Origin of the sequence: Marinobacter sp. (assembly GCF_048269445.1) — a bacterium.
In the GTDB taxonomy this organism is placed as follows: Bacteria; Pseudomonadota; Gammaproteobacteria; order Pseudomonadales; family Oleiphilaceae; genus Marinobacter.
Genome location: NZ_JBLXIQ010000009.1, coordinates 70,530 through 93,960, shown reverse-complemented (window position 1 = coordinate 93,960; position 23,431 = coordinate 70,530). Strand labels below are relative to the sequence as shown.

The 23,431-nt window shown below is 59.4% G+C and carries 19 protein-coding genes; 13 read left to right on the top strand and 6 right to left on the bottom strand.

Features of this window, described 5'->3' with window-relative positions; translation table 11 throughout:
- The first annotated feature begins 117 nt into the window (after positions 1-117).
- The gene (locus ACN0XM_RS17545) at positions 118-792 is read left to right on the top strand and encodes a Fe2+-dependent dioxygenase (protein WP_417568230.1); all 675 of its coding nucleotides are present in this window, start codon (positions 118-120) and stop codon (positions 790-792) included.
- An 84-nt stretch (positions 793-876) separates the two neighbouring features.
- Positions 877-2,862, top strand: coding sequence for a ribonuclease R family protein (locus ACN0XM_RS17540; RefSeq protein WP_417568229.1), 1,986 nt, complete (start codon positions 877-879; stop codon positions 2,860-2,862).
- A gap of 156 nt (positions 2,863-3,018) precedes the next feature.
- On the opposite strand, the gene ACN0XM_RS17535 is transcribed toward ACN0XM_RS17540, so the two are convergent.
- Entirely contained in the window at positions 3,019-3,912 is an 894-nt protein-coding gene (locus tag ACN0XM_RS17535) for an acyltransferase (protein ID WP_417568228.1), read from the bottom strand.
- 349 nt (positions 3,913-4,261) lie between these two features.
- Between ACN0XM_RS17535 and ACN0XM_RS17530 the strand changes: the two genes are divergently transcribed.
- On the top strand, positions 4,262-5,413 hold the full coding sequence (locus ACN0XM_RS17530) for an alpha/beta fold hydrolase (RefSeq protein WP_417568296.1): 1,152 nt from the start codon (positions 4,262-4,264) through the stop codon (positions 5,411-5,413).
- Positions 5,414-5,562: 149 nt separating this feature from the next.
- Here ACN0XM_RS17530 and ACN0XM_RS17525 read toward each other — a convergent pair whose 3' ends face one another.
- On the bottom strand, positions 5,563-6,234 hold the full coding sequence (locus ACN0XM_RS17525; protein ID WP_417568227.1) for a haloacid dehalogenase type II: 672 nt from the start codon (positions 6,232-6,234) through the stop codon (positions 5,563-5,565).
- 150 nt (positions 6,235-6,384) lie between these two features.
- Between ACN0XM_RS17525 and ACN0XM_RS17520 the strand changes: the two genes are divergently transcribed.
- The 4 genes from ACN0XM_RS17520 (at position 6,385) to ACN0XM_RS17505 (ending at position 10,975) form a co-directional block, all read left to right on the top strand.
- Entirely contained in the window at positions 6,385-7,296 is a 912-nt protein-coding gene (locus tag ACN0XM_RS17520; RefSeq protein ID WP_417568226.1) for a LysR family transcriptional regulator, read from the top strand.
- A 235-nt stretch (positions 7,297-7,531) separates the two neighbouring features.
- A complete protein-coding gene (locus ACN0XM_RS17515; protein ID WP_417568225.1) occupies positions 7,532-8,752 on the top strand; it encodes a Bcr/CflA family multidrug efflux MFS transporter in 1,221 nt (406 codons plus the stop codon).
- Positions 8,753-8,989: 237 nt separating this feature from the next.
- A complete protein-coding gene (gene tpx / locus ACN0XM_RS17510) occupies positions 8,990-9,487 on the top strand; it encodes a thiol peroxidase (RefSeq protein WP_417568224.1) in 498 nt (165 codons plus the stop codon).
- A gap of 150 nt (positions 9,488-9,637) precedes the next feature.
- Entirely contained in the window at positions 9,638-10,975 is a 1,338-nt protein-coding gene (locus tag ACN0XM_RS17505) for an MATE family efflux transporter (RefSeq protein WP_417568223.1), read from the top strand.
- Here ACN0XM_RS17505 and ACN0XM_RS17500 read toward each other — a convergent pair.
- Positions 10,961-11,386 (bottom strand): thioesterase family protein, encoded by a 426-nt coding sequence (locus ACN0XM_RS17500; RefSeq protein ID WP_417568222.1) that lies wholly within the window; start codon positions 11,384-11,386, stop codon positions 10,961-10,963. The two genes, ACN0XM_RS17505 and ACN0XM_RS17500, sit on opposite strands and share 15 nt — an antisense overlap.
- Positions 11,387-11,544: 158 nt before the next feature.
- Between ACN0XM_RS17500 and ACN0XM_RS17495 the strand changes: the two genes are divergently transcribed.
- Positions 11,545-13,182, top strand: coding sequence for an MBL fold metallo-hydrolase (locus ACN0XM_RS17495; RefSeq protein WP_417568221.1), 1,638 nt, complete (start codon positions 11,545-11,547; stop codon positions 13,180-13,182).
- Between the two features lie 4 nt (positions 13,183-13,186).
- On the opposite strand, the gene ACN0XM_RS17490 is transcribed toward ACN0XM_RS17495, so the two are convergent.
- Positions 13,187-13,345, bottom strand: a complete 159-nt coding sequence (locus ACN0XM_RS17490) for a YqaE/Pmp3 family membrane protein (protein WP_144777495.1) — start codon at positions 13,343-13,345, stop codon at positions 13,187-13,189.
- Positions 13,346-13,538: 193 nt separating this feature from the next.
- Between ACN0XM_RS17490 and ACN0XM_RS17485 the strand changes: the two genes are divergently transcribed.
- Both ACN0XM_RS17485 and ACN0XM_RS17480 read left to right on the top strand, forming a co-directional pair.
- Positions 13,539-14,777, top strand: a complete 1,239-nt coding sequence (locus ACN0XM_RS17485; RefSeq protein WP_417568220.1) for a succinylglutamate desuccinylase/aspartoacylase family protein — start codon at positions 13,539-13,541, stop codon at positions 14,775-14,777.
- A 48-nt stretch (positions 14,778-14,825) separates the two neighbouring features.
- Entirely contained in the window at positions 14,826-15,770 is a 945-nt protein-coding gene (locus ACN0XM_RS17480; RefSeq protein ID WP_417568219.1) for a DMT family transporter, read from the top strand.
- Positions 15,771-15,848: 78 nt separating this feature from the next.
- Here ACN0XM_RS17480 and ACN0XM_RS17475 read toward each other — a convergent pair whose 3' ends face one another.
- Positions 15,849-17,048: a MalY/PatB family protein gene (locus tag ACN0XM_RS17475; RefSeq protein ID WP_417568218.1), complete on the bottom strand. Its 1,200-nt coding sequence runs from the start codon at positions 17,046-17,048 to the stop codon at positions 15,849-15,851.
- A 210-nt stretch (positions 17,049-17,258) separates the two neighbouring features.
- On the opposite strand from ACN0XM_RS17475, the gene ACN0XM_RS17470 reads away from it, so the two are divergent.
- Entirely contained in the window at positions 17,259-18,146 is an 888-nt protein-coding gene (locus ACN0XM_RS17470; RefSeq protein WP_417568217.1) for an AEC family transporter, read from the top strand.
- Between the two features lie 36 nt (positions 18,147-18,182).
- Positions 18,183-19,073, top strand: a complete 891-nt coding sequence (locus ACN0XM_RS17465; protein WP_417568216.1) for a prenyltransferase — start codon at positions 18,183-18,185, stop codon at positions 19,071-19,073.
- Here the strand turns inward: ACN0XM_RS17465 and ACN0XM_RS17460 are convergent.
- Entirely contained in the window at positions 19,063-20,706 is a 1,644-nt protein-coding gene (locus ACN0XM_RS17460; RefSeq protein WP_417568215.1) for a methyl-accepting chemotaxis protein, read from the bottom strand. The genes ACN0XM_RS17465 and ACN0XM_RS17460 overlap by 11 nt on opposite strands.
- A gap of 222 nt (positions 20,707-20,928) precedes the next feature.
- Between ACN0XM_RS17460 and ACN0XM_RS17455 the strand changes: the two genes are divergently transcribed.
- On the top strand, positions 20,929-23,430 hold the full coding sequence (locus ACN0XM_RS17455) for an acyl-CoA dehydrogenase (RefSeq protein WP_417568214.1): 2,502 nt from the start codon (positions 20,929-20,931) through the stop codon (positions 23,428-23,430).
- Position 23,431 lies beyond the last annotated feature (1 nt).

The following is a 23,431-nucleotide window of genomic DNA, read 5'->3' as shown; positions in this document are numbered from 1 at the left end:
AACAGGCCGCCAGCATGTGCGCGATGGCGGCAGGATTGATGGTTGTGTAATGGTGGTGCATGATGCGTTAATACGAATACTGATTGCAAATTATTCCTATTACGAATTGGAGATGTGATGATTCTGTGCGTCAGCGAAATTCTGAACAGTGAGCAACTGGGGCGTATCCGCGCCGCCCTGGACAGTGGCCGCTTTGAGGACGGCCGCAAAACCGCCGGCTGGCACGCCCGCCTGGTCAAGAACAATGAGCAGATGAATATGGCCGATAGCGCCGCGGACATGCTTCGGGCAGAGGTGGAACAGGCCCTCACCGGGCACCCGTTGTTCCAGATGGCGGTGCGGCCCGCAAAAATGACACCGATTCTGTTCAGTCGCTACCGGGATGGCATGACCTACGGTAACCATGTCGATGATCCAGTGATGGGCCGTGGTCCGGGACGTTTGCGGACCGATATTTCCTTTACCCTTTTCCTGGACGATCCGGATAGCTATGAGGGCGGTGAACTGGTAACCGACACCACAGCCGGGGAGCAGTCCTACAAGCTGCCCGCCGGCGCTGCCGTGATCTACCCGTCCTCGACCCTGCACCGGGTGGAACCGGTGACCCGTGGCCAGCGCCGTGTTGCCATTGGCTGGATTCAGAGCACGATCCGGGACCCTGCCCAGAGAGAAGTGCTGTTTGACCTCGACACGGCCCGGCGGCAGCTTTTTGAACGTGAGGGCAAGACGGCCGAGTTCGACCTGCTCACCAAGTCCCTGGCCAATCTCCAGCGATTCTGGGCCGAAATCTGATTCGGGTATTCTGCTATCTGACGCATGAGGCCATAACCGTTATACTCCGCCCCATCATTCATTATTTACCAGCCAGGTTACTTCATGCTTAATGCCGACGCTCTCAGCCAGTTGCGCCAGCTGAAATCCGATATCGAGGAAAACAAGGTGGTCTTGCCCGGTACCGTCAAAGCCACCAATGGCCGCTTCGGGTTCGTTGCGCTTGACGAGGGCCGGGACGTTTTTCTGCCGCCGGAAGAGATGCAGAAAGTCCTCCCGGGAGACCGGGTGAATGTCACCGAGCAGGAAGTGGAGAAAGGCAAAATCCAGGGCGTGGTGGACGAACTGCTGGAAACCCGCCTGAACACCTTTGTTGGCCGTTATCTGGTTAAAGGCAAGGGTCACTTTGTCGTGCCCGAAACCCCGGGTATCAATCGCTGGATCTTCATTCCGCCCAAAGAACGGATGAATGCCCAGCCGGATGACTACATCTATTGCCAGATTCACAAACACCCAATCAAGGACGGCAAGGGCCAGGCCAAAGTACTGCGGGTGATCGGCAAGGCCGGGGAGCCAGGCATCGAACGCTCCTTCACCCTGGCCACGTTTGACCTGGCCGACACCTGGCCGGAAGCTGTGACGACGCAAGCCGAAAGCCTGAGTGACAATGACATCGAATCCCGGGAAGCCGGGCGGGAAGACCGCACGGACCGCCCCTATGTCACCATCGACAGCCCGGGCACTCAGGACATGGACGACGCCCTTCTGGCCGAACCCAATGCGACCGGCTGGGCTCTATCCATCGCCATTGCTGACCCGACCGCGGTGATTGAACCGGACAGCCCGGTCGAACAGGAGGCGTTCAACCGGGCCACGGCCATCTACTTCCCCGGCGAGCCATTGCCGATGCTGCCAGACAGCATCAGTACCCGCTTGTGCTCCCTGATGCCAGAGACCAAACGCCTGGCGCTGGTCTGCGATCTGCAGGTGAATAATGATGGCACCCTGGGCGACTACAGTTTTCACCAGGCGGTGATCCAGTCCAAAGGCAAACTCAGTTATGAGTTGGTCTCCAACCTGATCGAAGGCCGGATTGACGACGACATCAAGGCCCTGCCCGATGCCGTTGGCAACAGCCTGGATCAGCTGCATCAGGCGGCCACGGCTCTCAGAAAATGGCGCAGTGAGCATGCTCTGCTCAGCGGTGACCGTCCGGAATTCCGGTTGCGCCTGGATGAAAACAAGCGCATCCGCCTGATTGAGCCCTCCGTGCAGAACGAGGCCCATCGCCTGGTCGAGGAATGCATGGTTGCCGCTAACCGCTGCGCCGCGGATTTCCTCAGCCGCCAGGCGGCCGGCCTGTTCATTCGGCATCCTGGCCTGCGGGATGATCGCGCCGACAACATCCGGGCTCTGATCGAGAGCCATGCCCCGCATCTGTCCGGAGTGGATGCCCATCATGCTGACGGCTTCAAGACCCTGATGAAGGAAACCGACGCACTGGAAGCGGAGGTGCCGGTCAAGGCCATACTTTCAAGACAGCTGGCGAGAGCCGAACTGGGCTTCAAGCCCGCGCCGCACCATGGCATGGGGCTGGATGCGTACACCACGTTCACCTCACCGCTGCGCAAATTCTCGGACTTCTACGTGCATCGGCTGATCAAGTCCGCTCTTTGGGATACCCCCATGAGAGCACTGACCCAGGATCAGCTGGAGGCCCTGCAGGCTGCCCAGCTCCGCGCCCGCCAGGCAGCGAGCAGTCTCGAGGCCTGGCTTAAGAGCGACTTTGCCAAAACGTTGAGCGAGGAGCCGATGACCGGCGTCATCAGCCGAACCGTTCCGGCAGGGTTCTTTGTACGCCTGGATGCGAATGGGCTGGAAGGTTTTGTCAGCTGCAAGGATCTGGACGGCAAATACAGCTTTGATCCGGTGACTCTGCGCCTGATCCACAACAAGAACGGCCGCATCTTCCAGCTGGAACAGCGGGTATCCGTGAGCTTTTCGGGGGTGGACGAGGAACGCCGGCAAATCAATTTCAAGCTGGTGGAAGCCGGAAACGAGCCGGCAGGAGACAGTTCCACCACCGGTTGAAAAACCGCAGTGGCAGGCGCACCGTATCTATCAGAACATAATCTTTTGATAGAGGTGCGCAATGCCCATGAGCCCTGACGAATTTCTGAAGAAATACGGCTTTGACACGGACCGAGACGAGCGGGACGACAGCAACCGCTGACACCGCTGCCGATGTTATTGGGCCAGCATTCGCTCCAGCCGCTCATCTTTCGCCCGCCACTGATCCCCCAGCCAGTTTTTCACATTCCGGCGATGCTCAGCATCGGTTGAATAATCCCGGCCTTTCAGGTGCTCTGGGATTTCGACCGTGTGGATTTCCATCTTGACCTCCTTCACCCGGCCGCAGATAAACTCCCAGAACGTGGGGGCGCCACCCGGGTAGGCGATGGTCACATCCACCAAAGTCTGGATCGAGTCGCCCATGGCGTCCAGCACGAAGGCCGCACCACCGGCTTTGGGCGTAAGCAGGTGGGTATAGGAAGATTTCTGCTTGTCGTGCTTGGCCTGGGTAAACCGGGTGCCTTCCACAAAGTTCATGACACTGACGGGCGTATGGCGAAACTGTTCGCAGGCCCGGCGAGTCGCCTTGAGGTCCTCCCCGCGCTTTTCCGGGTGTTTGATCAGGTATTCCTTGGTGTACCGCTTCATGAACGGAAAATCCAGTCCCCACCAGGCCAGGCCGATAACCGGCACCCAGATCAGCTGCTGCTTCAGGAAGAATTTGAGGAACGGTGCCCGGTGGTTGAAGACCCGCTGCATGGCAAAGATATCAACCCAGCTCTGGTGATTGGCCAGCACCAGGTACCAGCTTTCACGCTTCAGGTTTTCGGCACCGTTCACATCCCACTTCGTCTTGTGAGTGAGCTTCATCCAGCCGGTGTTGCAGGCCACCCAGGCTTCGGCGATCCAGATAATGACTCGGGTGCACAGGACCCGGAAGCCCTTGTGGGGAATGATGAGTTTCAGTATCGCCGGGATGTAAAGAAGGATGCACCAGAACAGGGTGTTGATTCCCAGCAGGATGGAGTTGAGTACGCCGATAACGGGAGCGGGGAGGAAACTGAGCATGGCGGTCCTGTTTTTGGTTTTTGTATCCAGTAGGGTGCAATCATATCAACCACAGGAAGGATTGGGCAGTGGCCTGAAGTGACCGGTTTGCCCACCGGGTGTGGCAGTTGTGCCATGGCCGTCTCCGGTGCGACTGATCTATTCTTGTCCCAGCCTGCGGGCAATGGTGTTGTCGCAGGCATGAGGGGGCTTTCCCAGACACGCCGTGAACCCATCCCTGGGGGCTCGGCATTGCCATCCATGGCAATGCACGGTCTGGGAAAGCCCCCTCATACCTGCTCGCCAGACTTATGTGTTGCCCGCCCTGTGTTCGCCATAGTTCCGGATCATTGCCTTTATGGACATTTCTTTGCCCAACCTCGTCAAATCGGCCGCCGACCGGGCAGCCGGCCTAACCCGGCAAACCGCCCTTTACGCGGGCAACGCGTTCGATCGGATATTCCGCGCCGCCAGTCTGGTGCAGGCGGGGCAGACGCCGTTCGAGACTCTTTTCACGGATGGGCTGGTGAGCCTGCGCTACTACCCGCCGCTGGCCGAGGACTTTGTCGAGCTGGATGGCGAGACCATTCCGGTTGAACGCACGGCCCACAGGACGCCGATCGTGATCGTGCCGCCCCTGGCGGTGAATATGCTGATCTACGATCTGCTTCCCCAGCGCAGTCTGGTGCGGTTTTTGCGGGCGAAAGGGTTTGAGGTCTACCTGATTGACTGGGGCATTCCGACCCGGGCGCACAGTCACTACAACCTGCACACCTATGTGGCCGAGTTGCTGCCGGCCTATCTGAATCGGGTTCGGGAACATAGTGGTGAGCAGGAGTTGTCCCTGCATGGCTGGAGCATGGGCGGGATGTTTACGCTGTTTTACTCGGCTCTAAGCAATGATCAGCACGTGCGCAATGCCATTGTGCTTGGCTCGCCCATCGACAGTCACGCCTCGGGAATCCTTGGGTTGCTGAACCAGCGCGTGGCCGATGTGGCGGGGTTCATCCGCAAGCGCACCGCGTTCCGACTCCACGACATGAAGCCCCACTGGTTTCACACCCCGGGCTGGGCCAACACTATTGGCTTTAAGCTGACCAATCCTATAGGAAGCGTGATGAGCTATTGGGAGTTGATCATCCGCCTGGGGGACCGGGAATTTGTCACCAATCACGCTACGACGTCTGCATTTCTCGATCGTATGGTGGCTTACCCCGGCGGAATCATTCAGGACACGGTCGTGAGAGTCTGGATCGATAACCAGCTTTCGAAGGGTGAGATCCAGATCGGCGACGATATAGCACGCCTGGATAATGTAAGTACCAACTTACTGGCTATTGCCGGCAGTGAAGACACCATGGTAACGCCAGGCGCCGCCCAGCGTGTCATGGACCATGTCAGTTCTACCGACAAGACTTTTCGGGTGGTTCCCGGTGGTCATATGGGCATCCTGGCCGGTAGCAAGGCGCCAAAGCAAAGCTGGTTGGAACTGGCTGAGTGGCTGGCCGATCGGTCGGACTGATTTTTTCAACCTGGGCGTTTGCCGGCGGGTGTTGGATTGAGCCTTCCAAAACACGCTCCTTGCGGCAAATCCATGTGACGCTTGGGCTCCGCCATCCATGGCTCCGCACAGTTTTGGAAGGCCCAACCCAACACCCGCCTCCGCAGGCTTCAGAGGTTCTTCAATATTGACGGCAACTCCGAAAGGCTGTTGATAACGGCCGATGGCTCTATGCCCCAGTCTTCGAACACTTTATCCGGGTCTCTTTTGACCCAGACTGCCAGCAGCCCGGCCGCCCTTGCACCAATGACATCCCAGGCGTTACTGGAAACGAGGCACAAGGGCTTTTCCCAAGAACCCGTGGCACGCCTCGCGAAGGTATAGACGGCCGGGTCCGGTTTGAAGCTTTTGACGTCATCCACCGACACCAGGCCTTGAAACTGCTCCAACAGATTGTTGTACCCGAGCACTTTTTCCAACGCCGGATAACTGCCGTTGGAAAACGCGAACAACGGATATTGCCCTTTCAGGCTTTTCAGGGTAGGCAACGAATCGTCAAACGCGGGCAGTGACAGATAGGCCGCCATCAGTTCGTTCTCACGTTCCTCGGACAACGACAATTTATGAAAGGCCATGGCGTAACGAAGAGCCTGTCGGGTGCAGACGCCAAAGTCTTCGTAGACTTTCATCAGGCCCTTGCGGAAGGAGAACTCCAGTTGCTTCTCGCGCCAGAGAGCGGCCACGGCTTCTGCCCCGTCTCCGGCATCCTCCGCCAGCAGACGGGACATACCCATGGGGTCGACCAGAGTTCCGTAGACGTCGAAAGCGAGAGTCAGGGTCATTAAGGTAGCTCCTCATCCGGAAAGGGTCTTGGGGTCGTGTACACGGATCACAGTATCCGGAATTGAATGATCACTCAACACAGGCCACTGTCTGCTGCACAAATCCGGTCGCCGTAGCACCGGGAATAACATCCGGTTACACTGCTATTCATGAACCCGATTGATACATTGAACCTGGACTTCCGCTCCCTGAGCACCTTCCTGGCGGTACTGGACGAGGGCAGCGTCTCCCGGGCGGCGGTGCGGCTGGGCGTGACCCAGTCCGCTGTGAGTCACACTCTTGAACGCCTGCGCCAGGCCCTCGGCGATCCTCTGTTCGTCAAATCCGGGCGGGGCATCGCCCCGACCCGTTATGCACTGCAGGCAGGCCCTCATGTACGCCAGATTCTGGACGACCTCCAGTCCCTGTCCTCCGGCCCGCCCTTCAGCCCGGCCACGGCCGAGTTCACCTTCACCGTAGCGGCCAATGATTATCAACGGGACCTGCTGCTGCCAGGCCTGGTGCGAATCCTGCGCCGGGAGGCACCGGGTATCAGCTTGCAAGTGATCCCCTCAGGTATCCCCCGGGCGGACATTCTCCGGAAAGACGTCTGCGATCTGATCATCTCCCCCCACGCACCGGAAGCCACGGATATCATGCAGCGGGGCCTGATGGCGGATCGCATGGTGGTCTTTTATGACCCGGCCTTTCGGGAACCTCCTGCGGATCTGGCGGATTACCTGAAGGCTGACCACATCGCCCTGCTGTTCGCGACCGGTGAGAAACCCACCGTGGAGACCTCACTCGATACCCGGGGCCTGATCCGCCGCAATGTGGTAACGGTGTCGAATTTCTCCGGTCTGCCGGAGTTTCTTCGGGGCACCGACATGCTGGCCACAGCTCCGGAGTGCATGAGCAAACACTTACTCCGCGATTTCGCCTGGGTGCCCCTGCCCTTTGACTTCAAGCCGTTTACCCTTCTGATGCTTTGGCATCGCCGCAACCAGAACGATCCGGCCCATAAGTGGTTGCGCAACCAAATCAACGCTGTTGCGGCAACTCTCAACAGGCTGGAAGGTTAATCAATTACTTTTGCTCATAGGTTGTATGAGCGTCTCCGCCGTTATCTTTTTACCTTGCCTCACCTAGACTGCTAGCACTTGCCGGTCGGCCAGGTTGGGAAAGGCTTTCCAAAACACGCTCCTTGCGGCACGTCCCTGTGACGCTTGGGCTCCGCCATCCATGGCTCTGTATAGTTTTGGAAAGCCTTTCCCAATCTGGCCTATCGTAATTCTGCGATCACGCATCAGGAAACGAATGCTTACTTTAACCAGTGTCTGGACAACCATACTTCTCGCTGCCGCCGTGGCCCTCGGGCCACTGGCAACGGATATGTATTTGCCGGCACTGCCACAGATTGGCAGAGACTTCGGCACCGGAACCGATCAGGTTCAGTTAACCCTTAGCCTGTACATGGTCGGATTTGCGATAGCGCAGCTGATCTGCGGCCCACTGGCGGATCGGTTTGGCCGCAAACCCGTCATGGTCGGCGGATTCGTGCTTTTTGCCATCGCCAGTATTGGCTGCGCGCTGGCCACCAACATCGAAACCCTGATTCTTCTCCGCTTCCTGCAGGCCCTGGGTGGCTCAGCCGGACCGGTTCTGGGCCGGGCGGCGATCCGGGATATTTACACGCCCCGCGAAGCCGCCAAGATCCTCGCCATCCTGGCCAGCATCATGGCCCTCGCACCTGCAATTGCGCCGACCATTGGCGGGCTTCTGACCGCCGGTCTCGGCTGGTCATCGATCTTCCTTGCTTTGGGTGGCTATGCATTAGTGATGGCCGTTGTGGTTGCGGTCGGCATTCCCGAGCCTATGCGCCCGGAACATCGCCAATCCCTGAAAGTCCGCAGCCTGCTCAAGAACTACAGCACCATCGCGCGGGACATCAGCTTCCTCGGCTACACCCTGACCAACGCCCTGATCTTCTCGGGACTTTTCGCCTTCCTGTCCGGCTCGTCGTTTGTACTCATCGACTTTCTCGGCGTACCAACAGAACAGTTCGGCCTCTACTTCGCCTGCATGGTCGCCGGCTATATTGTTGGCAACCTGTCTGCCGTCCGCCTGGGCAGCAATCTGCTCCCGGATCAGATCCTGGTGCGCGGACTGGTCATTGCAGTAGCCGGCGGTGGGCTGATGGCCGGCCTGGCACTCATTGAGGTTTACAACGTCTGGGCCGTCATCCTGCCCCAGGCCCTGTTCATGATCGGCACCGGCATGGTGCTACCCCAAACCATGGCCGGCGCCATGGCCAACTTCCCCACCATGGCCGGATCCGCCTCCGCTCTGTTCGGTTTCACCCAGATGGCCGTCGCCGCCGTCGCCGGCATGCTCGTCGGCCACCTGCACGACGGAACCTCCCTGGTCATGGCCACTATCATCGCCGCCTGCGCCGCCATTGCCATGGGCTGTTATCTGTTGCTGGTTCAGCGTTATCCTGCAAAGGGTTTCGAAGCACAAACTGCGACAAGCAGCTAAGCCCCCAAAAGTAAGGTAGGCCACTCCGAGGCTGAACGGACTGCTGCGGGGCGGTTATCCAAAACTGTGCGGAGCCATGGATGGCGGAGCCCAAGCGCCACATGGATGTGCCGCAAGGAGCGTGTTTTGGATAACCGCCCCGCAGCAGTACAGCCACCAAAGCTTCACATGCAAAATCATCCAAAGTGGTCTACACAGAGTACTTAAGATTCTAAACCAGACACCAAGGAGCACCCCATGAGCAGCGTAAACCTCGACGGCAACCCCATTGAACTGAGCGGCAAATTCCTCGAAACAGGCGACAACGCGCCGCCCTTCACCCTGACCAACAGCGGTCTGGAAGAAGTAAAACTCGACAAATGGGCCGGCAAGCGCAAAATCCTGAACATCATCCCCAGCATCGACACCGGCGTGTGCGCCGCCTCCACCCGGAAATTCAACGAAAAGGCCGGCAACCTCGACAACACCGTCGTACTCGTTATCTCCGCGGACCTGCCCTTCGCCGCCGCCCGATTCTGCGGTGCCGAAGGCCTGAAAAACGTCGAAACCCTCTCCACCTTCCGGAACTACAGCTTCCAGCAGGATTACGGCGTTGCCATGCAGGACGGCCCACTCGCCGGCCTATGCGCCCGGGCCGTGGTTGTACTGGACGAAGACAACAAGGTTCTGCACAGCCAACTGGTTGATGAAATCAAGAACGAGCCGGACTACGACGCGGCACTGAGCGTGCTTTAAAAAATCGTTCAGTCCGGAGCAGTTGGCATTAACACCAAAGCTCGGGGCAAAGTTGCCGGCACCATTCCGGCAACTTTGCTAACTCCCAAAGCCGAAACTGATAGACTCCCGCCTAACGCCTGAACCCCAACTGAAGGCCCCAAACACCTCGTGCAAGAAACTGCCCAAAACCCCAGTCTGGCCCGTCAGCTCTTCACCATGACCTGGCCCATGCTGTTCGGCGTACTCTCCCTGATGACCTTCCAACTGGCCGACAGTGCCTTCGTGGGACAGCTTGGCCGCGATCCGCTGGCGGCACTGGGCTTCACCGTGCCCATGCAACAGCTGGTCAGCGGCATGTATGTGGGCCTCGGCATCGCCACCACCGCCATTATTTCCCGCACCCTCGGCCAGGGGGACGAACTCCGCGCCCAACGACTCGGTGGACTGGTGATTACCGTGGGCGCCTCCCTCGCTCTGATTCTGTGTATCTCAGTCTGGCTGCTACAGCCCCTGATTCTCGACTTTCTGGGTGCAGAAGCGGCTCTCAGGCCGCTGATCCGTGAGTACTGGGCGCCCTGGCTCGCCTCCGCCTGGACCGGTGCCATGCTCTACTTCAGCTACGCTGTCTGTCGCTCCAACGGCGACACCAAAGTCCCTGGCTACATGATGATCATCACCAGCCTGCTCAATATTGGCCTGGACCCCCTGTACATATTTGTCTTCGACTGGGGCCTGCCCGGTGCCGCCTGGGCTACCATCACGTCGTTCGGCATCGGGGCCGCCATCGTGTATCCAACCCTGATACGGCGGCAGTGGTTGCGCTTTGACCTGGAGCGGCTTCAACTGAGGGGCGCACTCCGGCAGCTGGGCAGCATTACGGCGCCAGCCATGGTCAGTCAGTTGATGCCGCCGGTCTCGGCCATGCTGGCCACCGCTCTGGTGGCCGGATTCGGGTCTGCTGCGGTGGCGGCCTGGGGGCTGGGCACCCGGCTGGAGTTCTTCTCGATTGTGGTGGTGCTCGCGCTGACCATGTCGATGCCACCGATGATCGGGCGCATGCTCGGTGCCGGAGAGATTGAAAAGATTCGCCGCCTCGTGCGGATTGCCGTCCGCTTTATTGTGGGCTGGCAACTGGCCATTGGCCTGATCTGGCTGGCGGCCTCCGGGCTGGTATCCACGCTATTTACCAGCGACGAGCAGGTGCAGGAAATTCTAGGCGATTACCTGGTGCGGGTACCGCTGAGTTACTGCGCTCTGGGTGTCTGTATGCTGATGGTTTCGGTGTGCAATGCTCTGGGGCTACCAATGCGGGCCTTGCTGGTATCCACCCTGCGACTGTTTGCCTGTTACCTGCCGCTGCTTTGGCTGGGCTCGCAGTTCGGCGGTCTTACGGGCCTGATGTCTGGCGCCCTGGTCGGCAACCTGCTGGCCGGCACCATGGCTTACACCTTTTACCGGGCCGGCATGAAGCAGCTTCAGCGTCGGGCGGTATCAGCCAAAGCGTGAGCGGAAGCTCTCTGGCACGGGCACCACTTCCTTGCGTTGGTAGTTGAAGAACACGAATCCGTATTTGGCCAGTGCCACGGGCTGACCGCTTTCGGCCTTAGTGACCCGGAAGACAAAATCCCCACCGTACTTGTTAAAGTCCATCAGGCCGACTTCAAAGCGTAGCATTTCCGGGAAGAAGGATTCGGACTGGTACATGGTGGCCAGGTCGGTAACGATGATGCCGGAGCCATCCTTGCTCGCTTCCTGGATGCCGTAACTGACGAGGAACTGAGCCCGGGCTTCGGAGAGCATGGAAATCAGGGCGTCGTTGCCAAGGTGGTTGGCGCCGTTGATGTCGGTGATTCTGACGGGCATTCTGGTTTCGAAACGGAAGACGTCGTCGGGGAAGGAAAGTTTAATTCGGGCCACGGGAGTTCCTGTTCTCGCTGAACTTTGGAGGGGAATCATACGCTGTTCGACTTTAGTGTTCATCTCAAGACGTCCAGCCTCAAATCGGTTATCTTGCTATCAGGCCTCCGCGCCCTGGGCTTGGGGGAGCGACGATCAATAGTTGAAGATGGAGTTGTATGGATATTCGCCCTGCCGCCACACTGGTTCTGGTCCGCGACACTGCCGAAGGCCTTGAAGTCCTGATGCTGCAACGCACTTGGGACGCGGTGTTCATGCCCGGGTATTTTGTGTTTCCCGGTGGACGGGTAGAAGACCACGAGACCCATGGACGGGAGCATATTCTGGGGCCCGGAGATGCCGAGATCAGTCAGACCATGAGCGTCGATGAGGGCGGCGCGGATTACATGTTGGCGGCGGTTCGGGAGTGCTTTGAGGAAGCCGGGATTCTGGTGGCAGTCGATGGGCAGGGAAATCCGGTTTCCGGGGACCATCCGGCCCATGCCGACCGGCAATCGGTGTTTAATGGTGATTTGTCTTTGGCCCGTCTGTGCGAAAAACACGGGTTGTCCATTCCGCTGGACAGGCTGGCCTATCTGGGACACTGGATTACGCCGCCGGGGCCGCCGCGGCGGTTTGATACCCGGTTCTTTGTGACCACCGCGCCGGAAGGCCAGCTAGCCAGTCATGATGGGGTGGAAACCATTGACCAAGTCTGGATCCGGCCGGAGGAGGCGCTGGAGGATCACCGCAGTAGCCAGCGGTTGCTGGGGCTGCCGACGATCCGGACATTGCGGGTGCTGAGCGATTTCTCGACCACCGAGGCGTTGATGCGCTATGCCCACGCCAATCCACCGGAGCCTTATCCCAGCGAGCCCTGGCCAGCCCTGAAGAAAGGCAAACCAGTGACGCTGGAACCCGGTTCACCTGCCTATGATGAGGCGACCAAACTCGATCCGGAGGGGGAAGGGTCGACCCAAGCGGAGATTGTTCCCGGCGACCCGGTTGAGGTGGCGGCCGGGGTGATCCGGCTAACGGCGCCCAACCCCGGGATGATGACCGGGCCGGGAACCAATACCTATATACTGGGTCATGAGCGGTTTACGGTCCTCGATCCTGGCCCAGCGAATGAGTCGCATATTGGGCGGATTCTGGAAGTGACCGGTGGAGTGATTGATCAGGTTCTGGTTACCCACACTCATAAGGATCACTCGCCGGCCGTGGCAGCGCTCAAAGAACGGACCGGATGCCGGGTATTCGGCTGGCCGGCGCCCGAGGGGGCGAGTCAGGATCAGACCTTCCGGGCAGACGACGAACCGGAGCACGGTGAGCTGATTGCAACTGAAGCCGGGATTCTGAAGGTGCTACACACCCCGGGCCACGCCTCGAATCATCTGTGTTATCTGCTGACCGATCAGGAGTTGTTGTTTTCCGGCGATCACATCATGCAGGGTTCAACCGTGGTGATAAATCCGCCGGATGGGGACATGAAGGCTTACATTGAGTCGCTGTATGAGCTGCTGGCCGAATCCATCCGCTACATAGCTCCGGCTCACGGATTTGTGATGGGACAACCGGAAGCGGTCATCGATTTTCTGATTACCCACCGGCTGTCGAGGGAGCATAAGGTGACCCGTGCGTTGGAAGCCTTGAGCCCGGTGGACCTCAAGGCGCTGACGGCAAAGGCCTATGATGATGTGCCGGCGGCGATTCACGGACTAGCCGCACGGTCAGCCCTGGCACACCTGCTAAAGCTGGAAGCTGAGAACAGGGCTTTCCGGAAACATGACCTGTGGCATGTCAGTCCAGACCACTAGCCCGCTATTTTTTCGCAATAATGTAGACCGCATGCACGATCCCGGGAATGTACCCGAGGAGGGTCAACAGGATGTTGATCCAGAAGTGCTTGCCGATTCCCACCTGCAGGAACACGCCCAGTGGCGGTAACAGAATCGCTATCAGAATTCGCAAAAGGTCCATATTGTTAACCTCCTTCCCCGCGTATAAGTGTCCTGTACATGCAAAATAACACTTTTGACATACATTGAGCGGATACTCTCGCCCAGTTTTTCCACAACTTCATGAAAGTGGCATTAAACCTTTGTCACAGCCGTATTCATGACCGCCAAGGGGCCTCTATCCTTGAGCGCACACAGACAACCGGTGAGGAATTATGCTGTTTGAGCGGCTTCAAAAACCGACACACCTCGCAATGCTGACAGGCCTGCTGGCGCTTTGGCTACCATCGCCCTTGCTGGCCGATTCCGCGTCGGCCAAGCCCGCCAGGGAATCCGACATCCGAATGGCCGAGCTCGCGGAAGACGAGAGCGTCGAGGACATCGAACAGTCAGCGCCGCTGCAGGCCGTGCCGACGGACAACGATGCGGTTGAATCCGCTTTGACGTCGGCAACCGCTGAGCCGGAATCCGAGCCCGAACCCAAGGTCCGGCCCGGAGAGATCTTTACCCTGCTGAGCAGCGATGTCGAGCCAGGCGCCTCAACCCGCCTGGCCTGGGCGCCTGGCATCCAGATTGCCGGGTTGTCCCAGCCCACGCCGGTGCTGGTGGTCAACGGCGTCTACGCCGGCCCGACCCTGTGCCTTACCGGGGCGGTCCATGGCGACGAGCTCAATGGCATCGAAATTATCCGTCAGACCGTGTATGACCTGAATCCGGACAAGCTCTCGGGCCGGGTAGTCGGCATTCCCATCGTCAACCTCCCGGGATTTCAGCAGGGCAGCCGCTATCTGCCGGACCGGCGGGATCTCAACCGGCACTTCCCCGGCAGTCCCGAAGGCAGTCTGGCCGACCGCATTGCCCACTCGCTGTTTGAGAACGTTATCCGCCGCTGCGACATGCTGGTGGACATTCACACCGGTTCACTCAAACGCACCAATCTGCCTCAGTTGAGGGCCGACATGAACAACCCCGAGGTGGCCGAGTTTACCCGGGGCTTTGACCGCATGGCCGTGGTTCACAGCACCGGCGCCCCCGGCATGCTCCGCACGGCGGCGGTTGCAGCAGGCATTCGCGCGGTGACTCTGGAGGCCGGCGAATCCCACCGGATTCAGCAACATCAGATCAGTGCAGGCGTTAACAGCCTCACCAGCCTGATGGAGCGCCAGGGTATGATCTCCCGGATGTTCGTGTGGGGTGATCCGGAGCCGGTGTACTACGATTCCAACTGGATCCGCGCCGATCACGGCGGCATCCTGTTCAGCGAGATCGAGCTCGGGGCCAGGGTATCGAAGGGGGAGGTTCTCGGTTATGTCTCTGATCCCATCACCAATGCCCAGCACCCCATCCGTTCCACGAGCGACGGCCGGGTCATCGGGATGGCGGTTGATCAGGTGGTGATGGCCGGTTTCGCGGCCTACCACATCGGTACGGAGGCAGAAGTTCCGGGAGAGTAGTATCCTATGCGTTTTATCTGACAACACCAAAGACAAACAGGAGCGCGCGTGTCTGCGGAAAACCCCGGAATCTTGTCCCGAATTCCCGGGCTGGCCTACGTTGGTCTGGTTCTGACACCCCTGTTCTGGGCCGGCAATGCCGTTGTTGCCCGAGGCACGGTTGAGCACATTCCCCCCCTGTCGATGTCCTTCTGGCGCTGGATCATTGCACTTGCCATTCTGCTGCCATTCGGGCTTCCGGGGGTCTGGCGCCACCGCCAGATTATCCGCGAACGTTTTGGCTCCATGCTGGCCCTGGCGACCTTCAGCGTGGCGGCCTTCAATTCACTGCTGTACTTCGCCGCAACCACCACTACGGCAACGAACATCGCCCTGATCAATGCCACCATTCCGATTTTCGTGGCACTACTGTCCTGGGTTCTGCTCGGCGACCGGACCCGGCCACTCCAGGCCTTCGGGATTGCCCTGGCCATCACCGGCATCATCGCCGTGGTGGCCCGCGGCGATCTTTCGGTGCTGACTGGCCTGCAGGCGCAGCCGGGAGATCTGATCATGGTGGCGGCGGTGTTCAGCTGGGGGCTGTTCTCGGTCCTGCTGAGGCGACAGGCGGTGCCACTGCCGGCCCTGACCTTTCTGACCACTCAGATACTGCTGGGAACGCTGGTGATACTGCCGTTTTACCTGACCGATCTGTTTTTCTTCGCGGGCGGCTTTGATCTGTCACGGGACACCGCCCTGCCTCTGCTGTATTTCGCCATTTTCCCGGGCATTCTGGCGTATGGATTCTGGAATCATGGCGTGCATAAAATCGGTCCGGCCCGGGCGGCAATTTTCATGTACCTGACGCCGGTCTTTGCCTCGGTGCTGGCAGGTGTCTTTCTGGGGGAGTCCCTGGGGGTATTTCACATCTTCGGCGGCCTGTTAATTCTCGCCGGGCTGTTGTTGGCAACTCAGACCGGCCGGCGAAAGCGTTATCAGACCAAGGGGGATTAACTGGGATCGCTCAACGGCACGAAGTCATAACCCGTGGGCAGGACAGTGTGAACAACCGGGACCACTGGAGCGCCAGTATCACGGGATAAGACTCTTGAGTGCGGTTTCAATCCGGTCAAGAACCTCTTCAAGTACCGCTCTGGGACAGCCGATGTTCAGGCGCATGAAGCCGCTGCCCTGGTGACCGAACGATACCCCGGGATTCATGCCAACACCGGCATCCCGAACAAAAAACCGCTTCAGGCCCACGTCATCAAGGTCCAACCCGCGACAGTCGAGCCACATCAGGTAGGTGCCTTCGGGCGCCGATACCCGAATGCCCGGCAGTCGTCGGCTGACGACCTCCACTACATAATCCCGGTTTGCCTGCAGGTACGCCATCAGATCGTCGAGCCAGGGACCGCCGTGGCGATAACCGGCTTCGAAGCCGGCGACGCTGAACGGGTTACACTGGGGCAGATGCATGGACTCGAACACGGCTTTTATGGCGCTGCGCCTGTCCGCATCGGGGATCACCAGCGCTGACAGCCCCAGGCCGGGCATATTGAAAGTCTTGCTCGGTGCCACGGCCATCACCAGGGCATCCTCCGGCCCGGCCAGATTGGCCAACATGGTGTGTCGGGGTTTGTCCCGGTAGCCAAGATCGCAATGAATCTCATCCGAGACCACCACCAGTTGGTACTGGCGGGCAATGGCAAGCACGGCCCTGAGCTCTTCATCCGACCATACCCGCCCGACCGGGTTGTGGGGTGAACACAACAACAGGATGCGGGCATCCGATCGCGCGGCACATTGTTCAAGGTGATTCAGATCCATCCGGTAGTGACCGGGATCACCCGTGTCCGGGTCTTCCGGCACCAGGGGGTTCTCGATCACCTTCCGGCCACTGTGCCGGACCGAACTGAAAAACGGGGGATACACCGGCGGCTGGATGATCACACCCTCGCCCGGTTCGGCATAGGCCATGCAGGCCGCATTCAGGGAAGGGACAACACCGGGTGCCATCAGGATCCATTCCCGCTGGATCTCCCAGCCATGCCGGTCGGCGAACCAGTCGATTATTGACTGGTAAAGGCTGTCCGGAAACAGGGTATAACCGTATACCGGGTGCGCGGCCCGCTCGCTCAGCGCCCGGGTGACCGCCTCGGGCGCGGCAAAGTCCATATCGGCGACCCACACCGGAATAACGTCATCGCGGCCGAAAACGGCGAGGCGGGCATCAAATTTGACCGAACAAGTGTTTTCGCGGGCAACAAGCTGATCAAAGGGGCTGGACACAAGGGCTCTCCGCAACAGATTGAAAAACTGGCGAGGTTATTGTGGTGGGCCAGGCGGACCATCGCAACCGTTGCCAAACGGGCGGTTTCTCTCCCGCGCTTTCGGCTTTGGTCGAACGCCGACGATTAATACTTGCCGAAGCGGACCTATACTTGCGAACCTAACGGATTATTCATCCATAAAATTTTTACACCTGTCGGAGCCTCTTGAATGATCGGCCAGATTCTCTCCACCATGTTGCCGGTGTTTTTGATCGCCGGCTGCGGCGCTCTTTATGGCCGTTACCGTACGCCGGATATTCAGGGGCTGAACGTTCTCAACATGGAACTGTTCGTGCCCATGCTGGTGTTTGCAGTTCTGGCTGATCAGAAGGCCCCCCTTCAGGACTATGCCCAGTTGGCGTTGGCCGCCACCGTGGTGGTCCTGGGCTCGGGGATCGTACTTTATCCGCTGGCAAAGGCACTCAAGCTGAATCTGAAAACCTTCCTGCCGCCAATGATGTTCAACAACTCCGGCAACATGGGCATTCCTCTGCTGGTCCTGGCCTTCGGGGATGAAGCCCTGCCGGCGGCCATTGTGCTGTTTATCGTGGAGATGCTGCTACATTTCTCCGTGGGCCTGTACATGCTGGATCCGCATACTTCCATCGTAAAACGTCTGAAATTGCCGATTGTATTTGCCAGTATTGCCGGGCTCTCGGTGAATCTGGGCGGCGTACCGCTACCGGACTGGCTATTGGAAACACTGAACATGCTTGGCGGCGTCTGTATTCCCCTGATGCTGTTTGCCCTCGGCGTTCGCATGCTGGATGTCGACTTCAGTGACTGGAAACTGGGAATGCTCGGAGCGGTTGCCTGCCCGGCAAGTGGCCTGGTGCTGGCCTGGCCCATGATAGCCATTCTGGACTTGCCAGGGATGCAAATAGCGGCACTGTGGGTGTTCGCCGCCCTGCCGCCAGCAGTGCTGAACTATATAGTAGCGGAACAGTATCGACAGGAGCCCCATAAGGTCGCCTCGCTGGTATTATTGAGCAATCTGGGCAGCCTGGTGGTTATGCCCGTTGTGCTCGGGCTGGTGTTTGCGGCCGGTTACGTCTGATCATCTGCCAGCCCCGTCCCTTCAAGGAAGGCCCCAATGTCTGAGACCGTTGCGGTCGTTCGTGCCGCCCGCCCCAATTTTCTGGTGCTGGCCCCCTTGTGTGCGGGTCTCGGAGTCGCCCTTGCCTGGCAACAGGGCGAGCCACCCGCGCTACTGGATACGCTTCTGGTATTGATCGGCGCCCTACTTGCCCACGCCGCTGTCAATCTGCTCAATGAATACGAAGACTTTGTCTCGGGGCTGGACCTGATCACCCGGCGTACGCCGTTTTCTGGCGGCAGCGGGGCGCTCCCCGAGGCCCCATCCGCAGCAAAGCGTGTGCTGCTGGCGGCCCTCGGTACGCTGGGACTGGTCATTGCGATCGGTCTGTATTTTCTCTGGCTTCGCGGGCTTCCCATGTTGGTGCTCGGCGCCGCCGGCGTTGTATTAGTGCTGACTTACACCCGCTGGATCACCCGTTCACCCATCATTTGTCTGCTGTCACCGGGGCTTGGCTTCGGCCCGGTGATGATTCTGGGTAGCCTGGTTGCCCTGGGCGCGCAACTGGACACCGCGGCTATCACAGTCTCGGTAATCGGCCTGTTACTGGTCAGTGAGCTTCTGCTTATCAATCAGATACCAGATGCGGAAGCGGACGCGAAAGTGGGGCGCCGGCACCTGGTGATCACGCTGGGCCAACCAACAGCTGCCAAACTCGTCGGTGCCCTGTTGCTGGGTAGCTACGGCGTTCTGGGCGTATGCCTCCTGGCAGGCTGGTTGCCGGTGTGGACCGCCATCGCCCTGGCACCGGCACCGGCGGCCCTGTGGATAAGCCTCAGACTGCCGGGAGCCCTGACGAATCCCCGACAGCTCAATACCGTTCTCGGTCTCAATGTCGCTGTACTGCTGGCTACACTGGCGTTACTGATCTGCGGTCTCAGCCTTTAAGCTGAAAGAAACTGACCCGGGAACGTAATTGACCGGCAAGCACCGCCAGATCTCGGCTGGCACCGGCGACCTGCTCGGAACCGGCTGAGGTTTCGACGGTCACGTCGTGAATCCGGCTGATATTGCGGTTCACCTCTTCCGCCACAGAGCTCTGTTCCTCCGAGGCACTGGCAATCTGGGCATTCATGTCGTTGATAGCCCCCACTTCCTGGCGAATCCGTGCCAGCGCCGCCTCCGCCTCCGTGGTCTTGTCCACTGTGGTGCGAGCCAGCTCCCGGCTGCTTTCCATCACGTTAGCCGCATCGCCAGCGCCAGTTTGCAGATTACCGATCATGTCCTGGATTTCCCGGGTCGAGTCCTGGGTCCGCGATGCCAGTGAGCGAACCTCATCGGCGACCACCGCAAAACCCCGGCCGTGGGTGCCAGCGCGGGCGGCCTCTATGGCCGCATTCAACGCTAGCAGGTTGGTCTGCTCGGCAATGGCGTTGATCACTTCAATGATCTTTCCGATATTGGCGCTGTCTTCAGATACCCGCTGAACGGTCTGGGTCGCCTGGTCCAGGGTTGACGCGAGTTTGCCGATGGAAGCGGCGGTATCCTGCACCACCCGGTTGCCGCTTTCCACTTCCGCATCCGCTTTCCGGGTCGCTGTGGCAGCGCTGGCGGCAAAGCCCGCCACTTCGTTCACCGTTGCCGCCATCTGGTTCACCGCTGCCGCCATCTGTTCGGCTTCGCTGGCCTGCAGGCGAATCTGTCGGCTGTTATTGTCCGAGGTGCTTTCGAGTTCCGAAGACGAACTGGAAAGCTCCTCGGCGGCAGCACGGACTTCCCGGATAATCCCGGCCAGTCGCTCCACCGTGTCCTGCAGAGCGCCCATTACACTGTCCGGGTAGCGGGTGCGGATATCCTGACTCAGCTCTCCGTCAGCCAGCTGACGGATGGCCCTTGCCACGTCTTCAGGCTCACCACCCAGAATGCCCTTGAGCCTGCGGATAATGACCCACGCCACCAACACACTCAGGATAACCGCCGCTCCCGTAACCGATAGAATCAGCGCGTTGAAATTGCTGGCGGTGGTCCGGACTTCGTCAACATTAGCGGCAATCACGCCCTCCTGATGATCAATGAACGCGTTAATCCGCTTCAGCCACTCGCTGTAGGCTCCGGACACATCGCTCAACAGAAAGGATCTGGCGCCTTCGATGTTTCCAGCAAGCCGGCGCTCAAGAAGGGCGTCGGTCAAAACCAGGGCACGACGCTCGATTTCCTTGATGGCGTCCAGAAGCTCTTTCTCCCGATTGGTTGCGCCCTGATCGCGAAACATGGCGTCCATGGGGCCGGCAGCTTCCCGGTAAAACACCTTCAACTGCTCAATATCCTGTAGGTGTCGCCGCAGGGCACTGTCATTTTCCACCAGCACGGCATCACGAATGGCGATGGCCCGGTCGTGAACACTGCCTCGGAAATTAATGGCGTAGCGCTGTTTGACCGCGGCGCCATCACCCACTTCGGTCAGGGTACGGTCAATAAACCCGACACGATTATTTCCGATCAGGCTGATCACAATCATCAGGGAGAGAATCAAACCAAAGCCAAGAGCAAGGCGTTTCGCAACAGTGAGCTGACCAAACATTGAATTACCCCAGACGCATCTATTTAAGTAGGTCTATGTATTCACCAAAAGTCCCAGTCTGGATCAATCACATGCCCACTCACTCTTGTTTTTTGACAATGCTTTTCATTGGTGCAATGAATCTTTACATCCCGCCGCCGGCCCCCTTGCAACTGCAGGGACTTTGACGGAAGGTTAAATGCAGATTCTGGTTTCTTGCATTCGCGATACGGAGGTCTACCCATGAGTGTTTTTTTCCTGCTGATCAGTGCACTGGTACTGATCTATCTGGGCATCGGTGGCACCACGGCCGCTGCAGTGATGTCTATTGCCACCCTTGTGGGCCTGTTCCAGGACGAATGGCATCTTCTCAGCATCCTGTTTGGTGGCGTTTTGCTGGCCCTGGCACTGATTCTGGTGATCCCCGGTGATTTGCGCCTCGACAAACTCAGCCGGCCGCTGCTTGGCTGGGTTCGGAGCCGGCTGCCCAAGCTCTCGGATACCGAAGCCGAAGCCCTGAAATCCGGCTCGGTGGACTGGGACGGCGAACTCTTTTCCGGCAAACCCAAATGGAACAAGCTGCTGGACGCAAAACCGGCACACCTCTCCAGCGAAGAGCAGGCCTTTCTGGATGGCCCGGTAGAAAAACTCTGCGCCATGCTGGACGATTGGAAAATCACCCACGAGGACTACGATCTGCCGGACAAGGTCTGGAAGTTTATCCGTGAAAACGGTTTTTTCGGCCTGGTAATACCCAAAGAGGATGGCGGTCTGGGTTTCTCCAATACCGCCCATTCCGAGATTGTGATGAAAATCTCCACCCGCAGTGTGTCCGCGGCCGTCACCGTGATGGTGCCCAACTCACTGGGCCCCGGCGAACTGCTGATGCATTACGGCACTGATGAGCAGAAACGGCACTATTTGCCCAGACTCGCCGGTGGCGAAGAGATTCCCTGTTTTGCCCTGACCTCTCCGGTCGCCGGCTCCGACGCCGGTGCCATTCCGGACAAGGGCATTGTCTGCAGGGGTGAATGGAACGGCAAGGAAGTGCTGGGCCTGAAGGTCACCTGGAACAAGCGCTACATTACGCTGGCACCCGTGGCCACCCTGATCGGTCTGGCCATCAAGGTCTATGACCCGGACAAACTGCTGGGCGCTAACGATGACGTTGGTGTGACCTGTGTGCTGGTTCCACGGGAAACCGAGGGCGTCAATGCTGGCGCCCGCCACCTGCCCATGAATACCGTATTCATGAACGGGCCCACGTGGGGCAAGGACGTCTTCATTCCCATGGAACAGGTCATCGGCGGCCAGGACATGCTCGGCAAGGGCTGGACCATGCTGCTGGAATGCCTGTCCATCGGCCGCTCCATCTCCCTGCCCGCCTTGGGCACCGGCGCCGGCAAGGTCGCCAGCCTTGCTACCGGCTCCTACGCCTACACCCGGGAGCAGTTCGGCCGATCCATCAGCCAGTTTGAGGGCGTACAGGAAGCTCTGGAACCCATTGCCGGCTACACTTACATGATGGACGCTGCCCGGCTACTCACTTCCGGCATGCTCGACCGCGGAGTCAGGCCCTCAGTGCCCTCCGCGGTACTGAAGTACCGCAACACTGACCTGATGCGGGAAGTGATCAACCACGCCATGGACGTTGTTGCTGGCCGGGGCGTGATCACCGGACCCCGAAATTTCCTGGCCCGGGCCTACCAGGCGGTGCCTATCGGCATTACCGTTGAGGGCGCCAATATTCTTACCCGAAGCCTGATGATCTTCGGTCAGGGCTCCATCCGCTGCCATCCGTTCATCGTTGAGGAGATTGAAGCGGCCGGCATGGAGGACGAAGACAAGGCCGCGAAGAAATTCGACGGCATCTTCTACCGCCACCTGGCTCATACCACCCGCAACGCCCTCAGGGCCCTGCTTCTGGGGCTGACCGGGGGCTGGATCGAATCGGTGCCACGCCAGGGCAGTATCAAGTCCAGCTACCGTCAATTGGCGCGGTTCTCTGCGGCATTCGCGCTGATGACCGACGTCACCCTGCTGACCGTCGGTGGCGGTCTCAAGGCCCGGCAGCGGCTTTCCGGCCGGATGGCGGACTGCCTGGTGCAACTGTATTACGCCACCGCAGTCATCAAGCAGTGGCACGAGGAGGGCTACCCGGATGATCAGCGACCGTTGGTGGAATGGTGCCTGAAAACCTGCCTTCGGGATCTGCAGGGCTCCATGCGCGAGGCGATCATCAACTTCCCGGTTCCTGCCCTGCGCTGGCCACTCAGGCTGCTGGTCTTCCCTCTAGGCGCCACCGGACTCAATGGGCCGGATGACAAGCTTGGCGCCAAAGTGGCCGATTCCATCGTCAAAGACACCCCGGTACGCCAGCGGGTCAGCCGCGGCGCCTACACCACCATGGACCCGGAAGATCCCCTGGGCCGGGTGCTTAACGCCTACAAGCTCGCCAACGAGACCGCAGACATGCGCAGCCGGCTGCATGAGGCGATCCGCAACCGCGATGAAGACGAGATCGACGGCATCGCCCTGCTGATGGGTCATGAGCGCAAGGAGCTGGTGGACTGGGCCTGTGCCCAGGGCGTTGTGAAGGCAGACGAATGTGACAAGCTGCTGGAGGCTTTGACGGCGCTGTACGATGTCATCCGGGTGGATGCCTTCGACGGCGACGGCCTCAAGGCCCTGTCTCGCTGTGCCAAGGGTAAACGCAAAGTCGTCGAACGACCTGCCCGAGACTGAA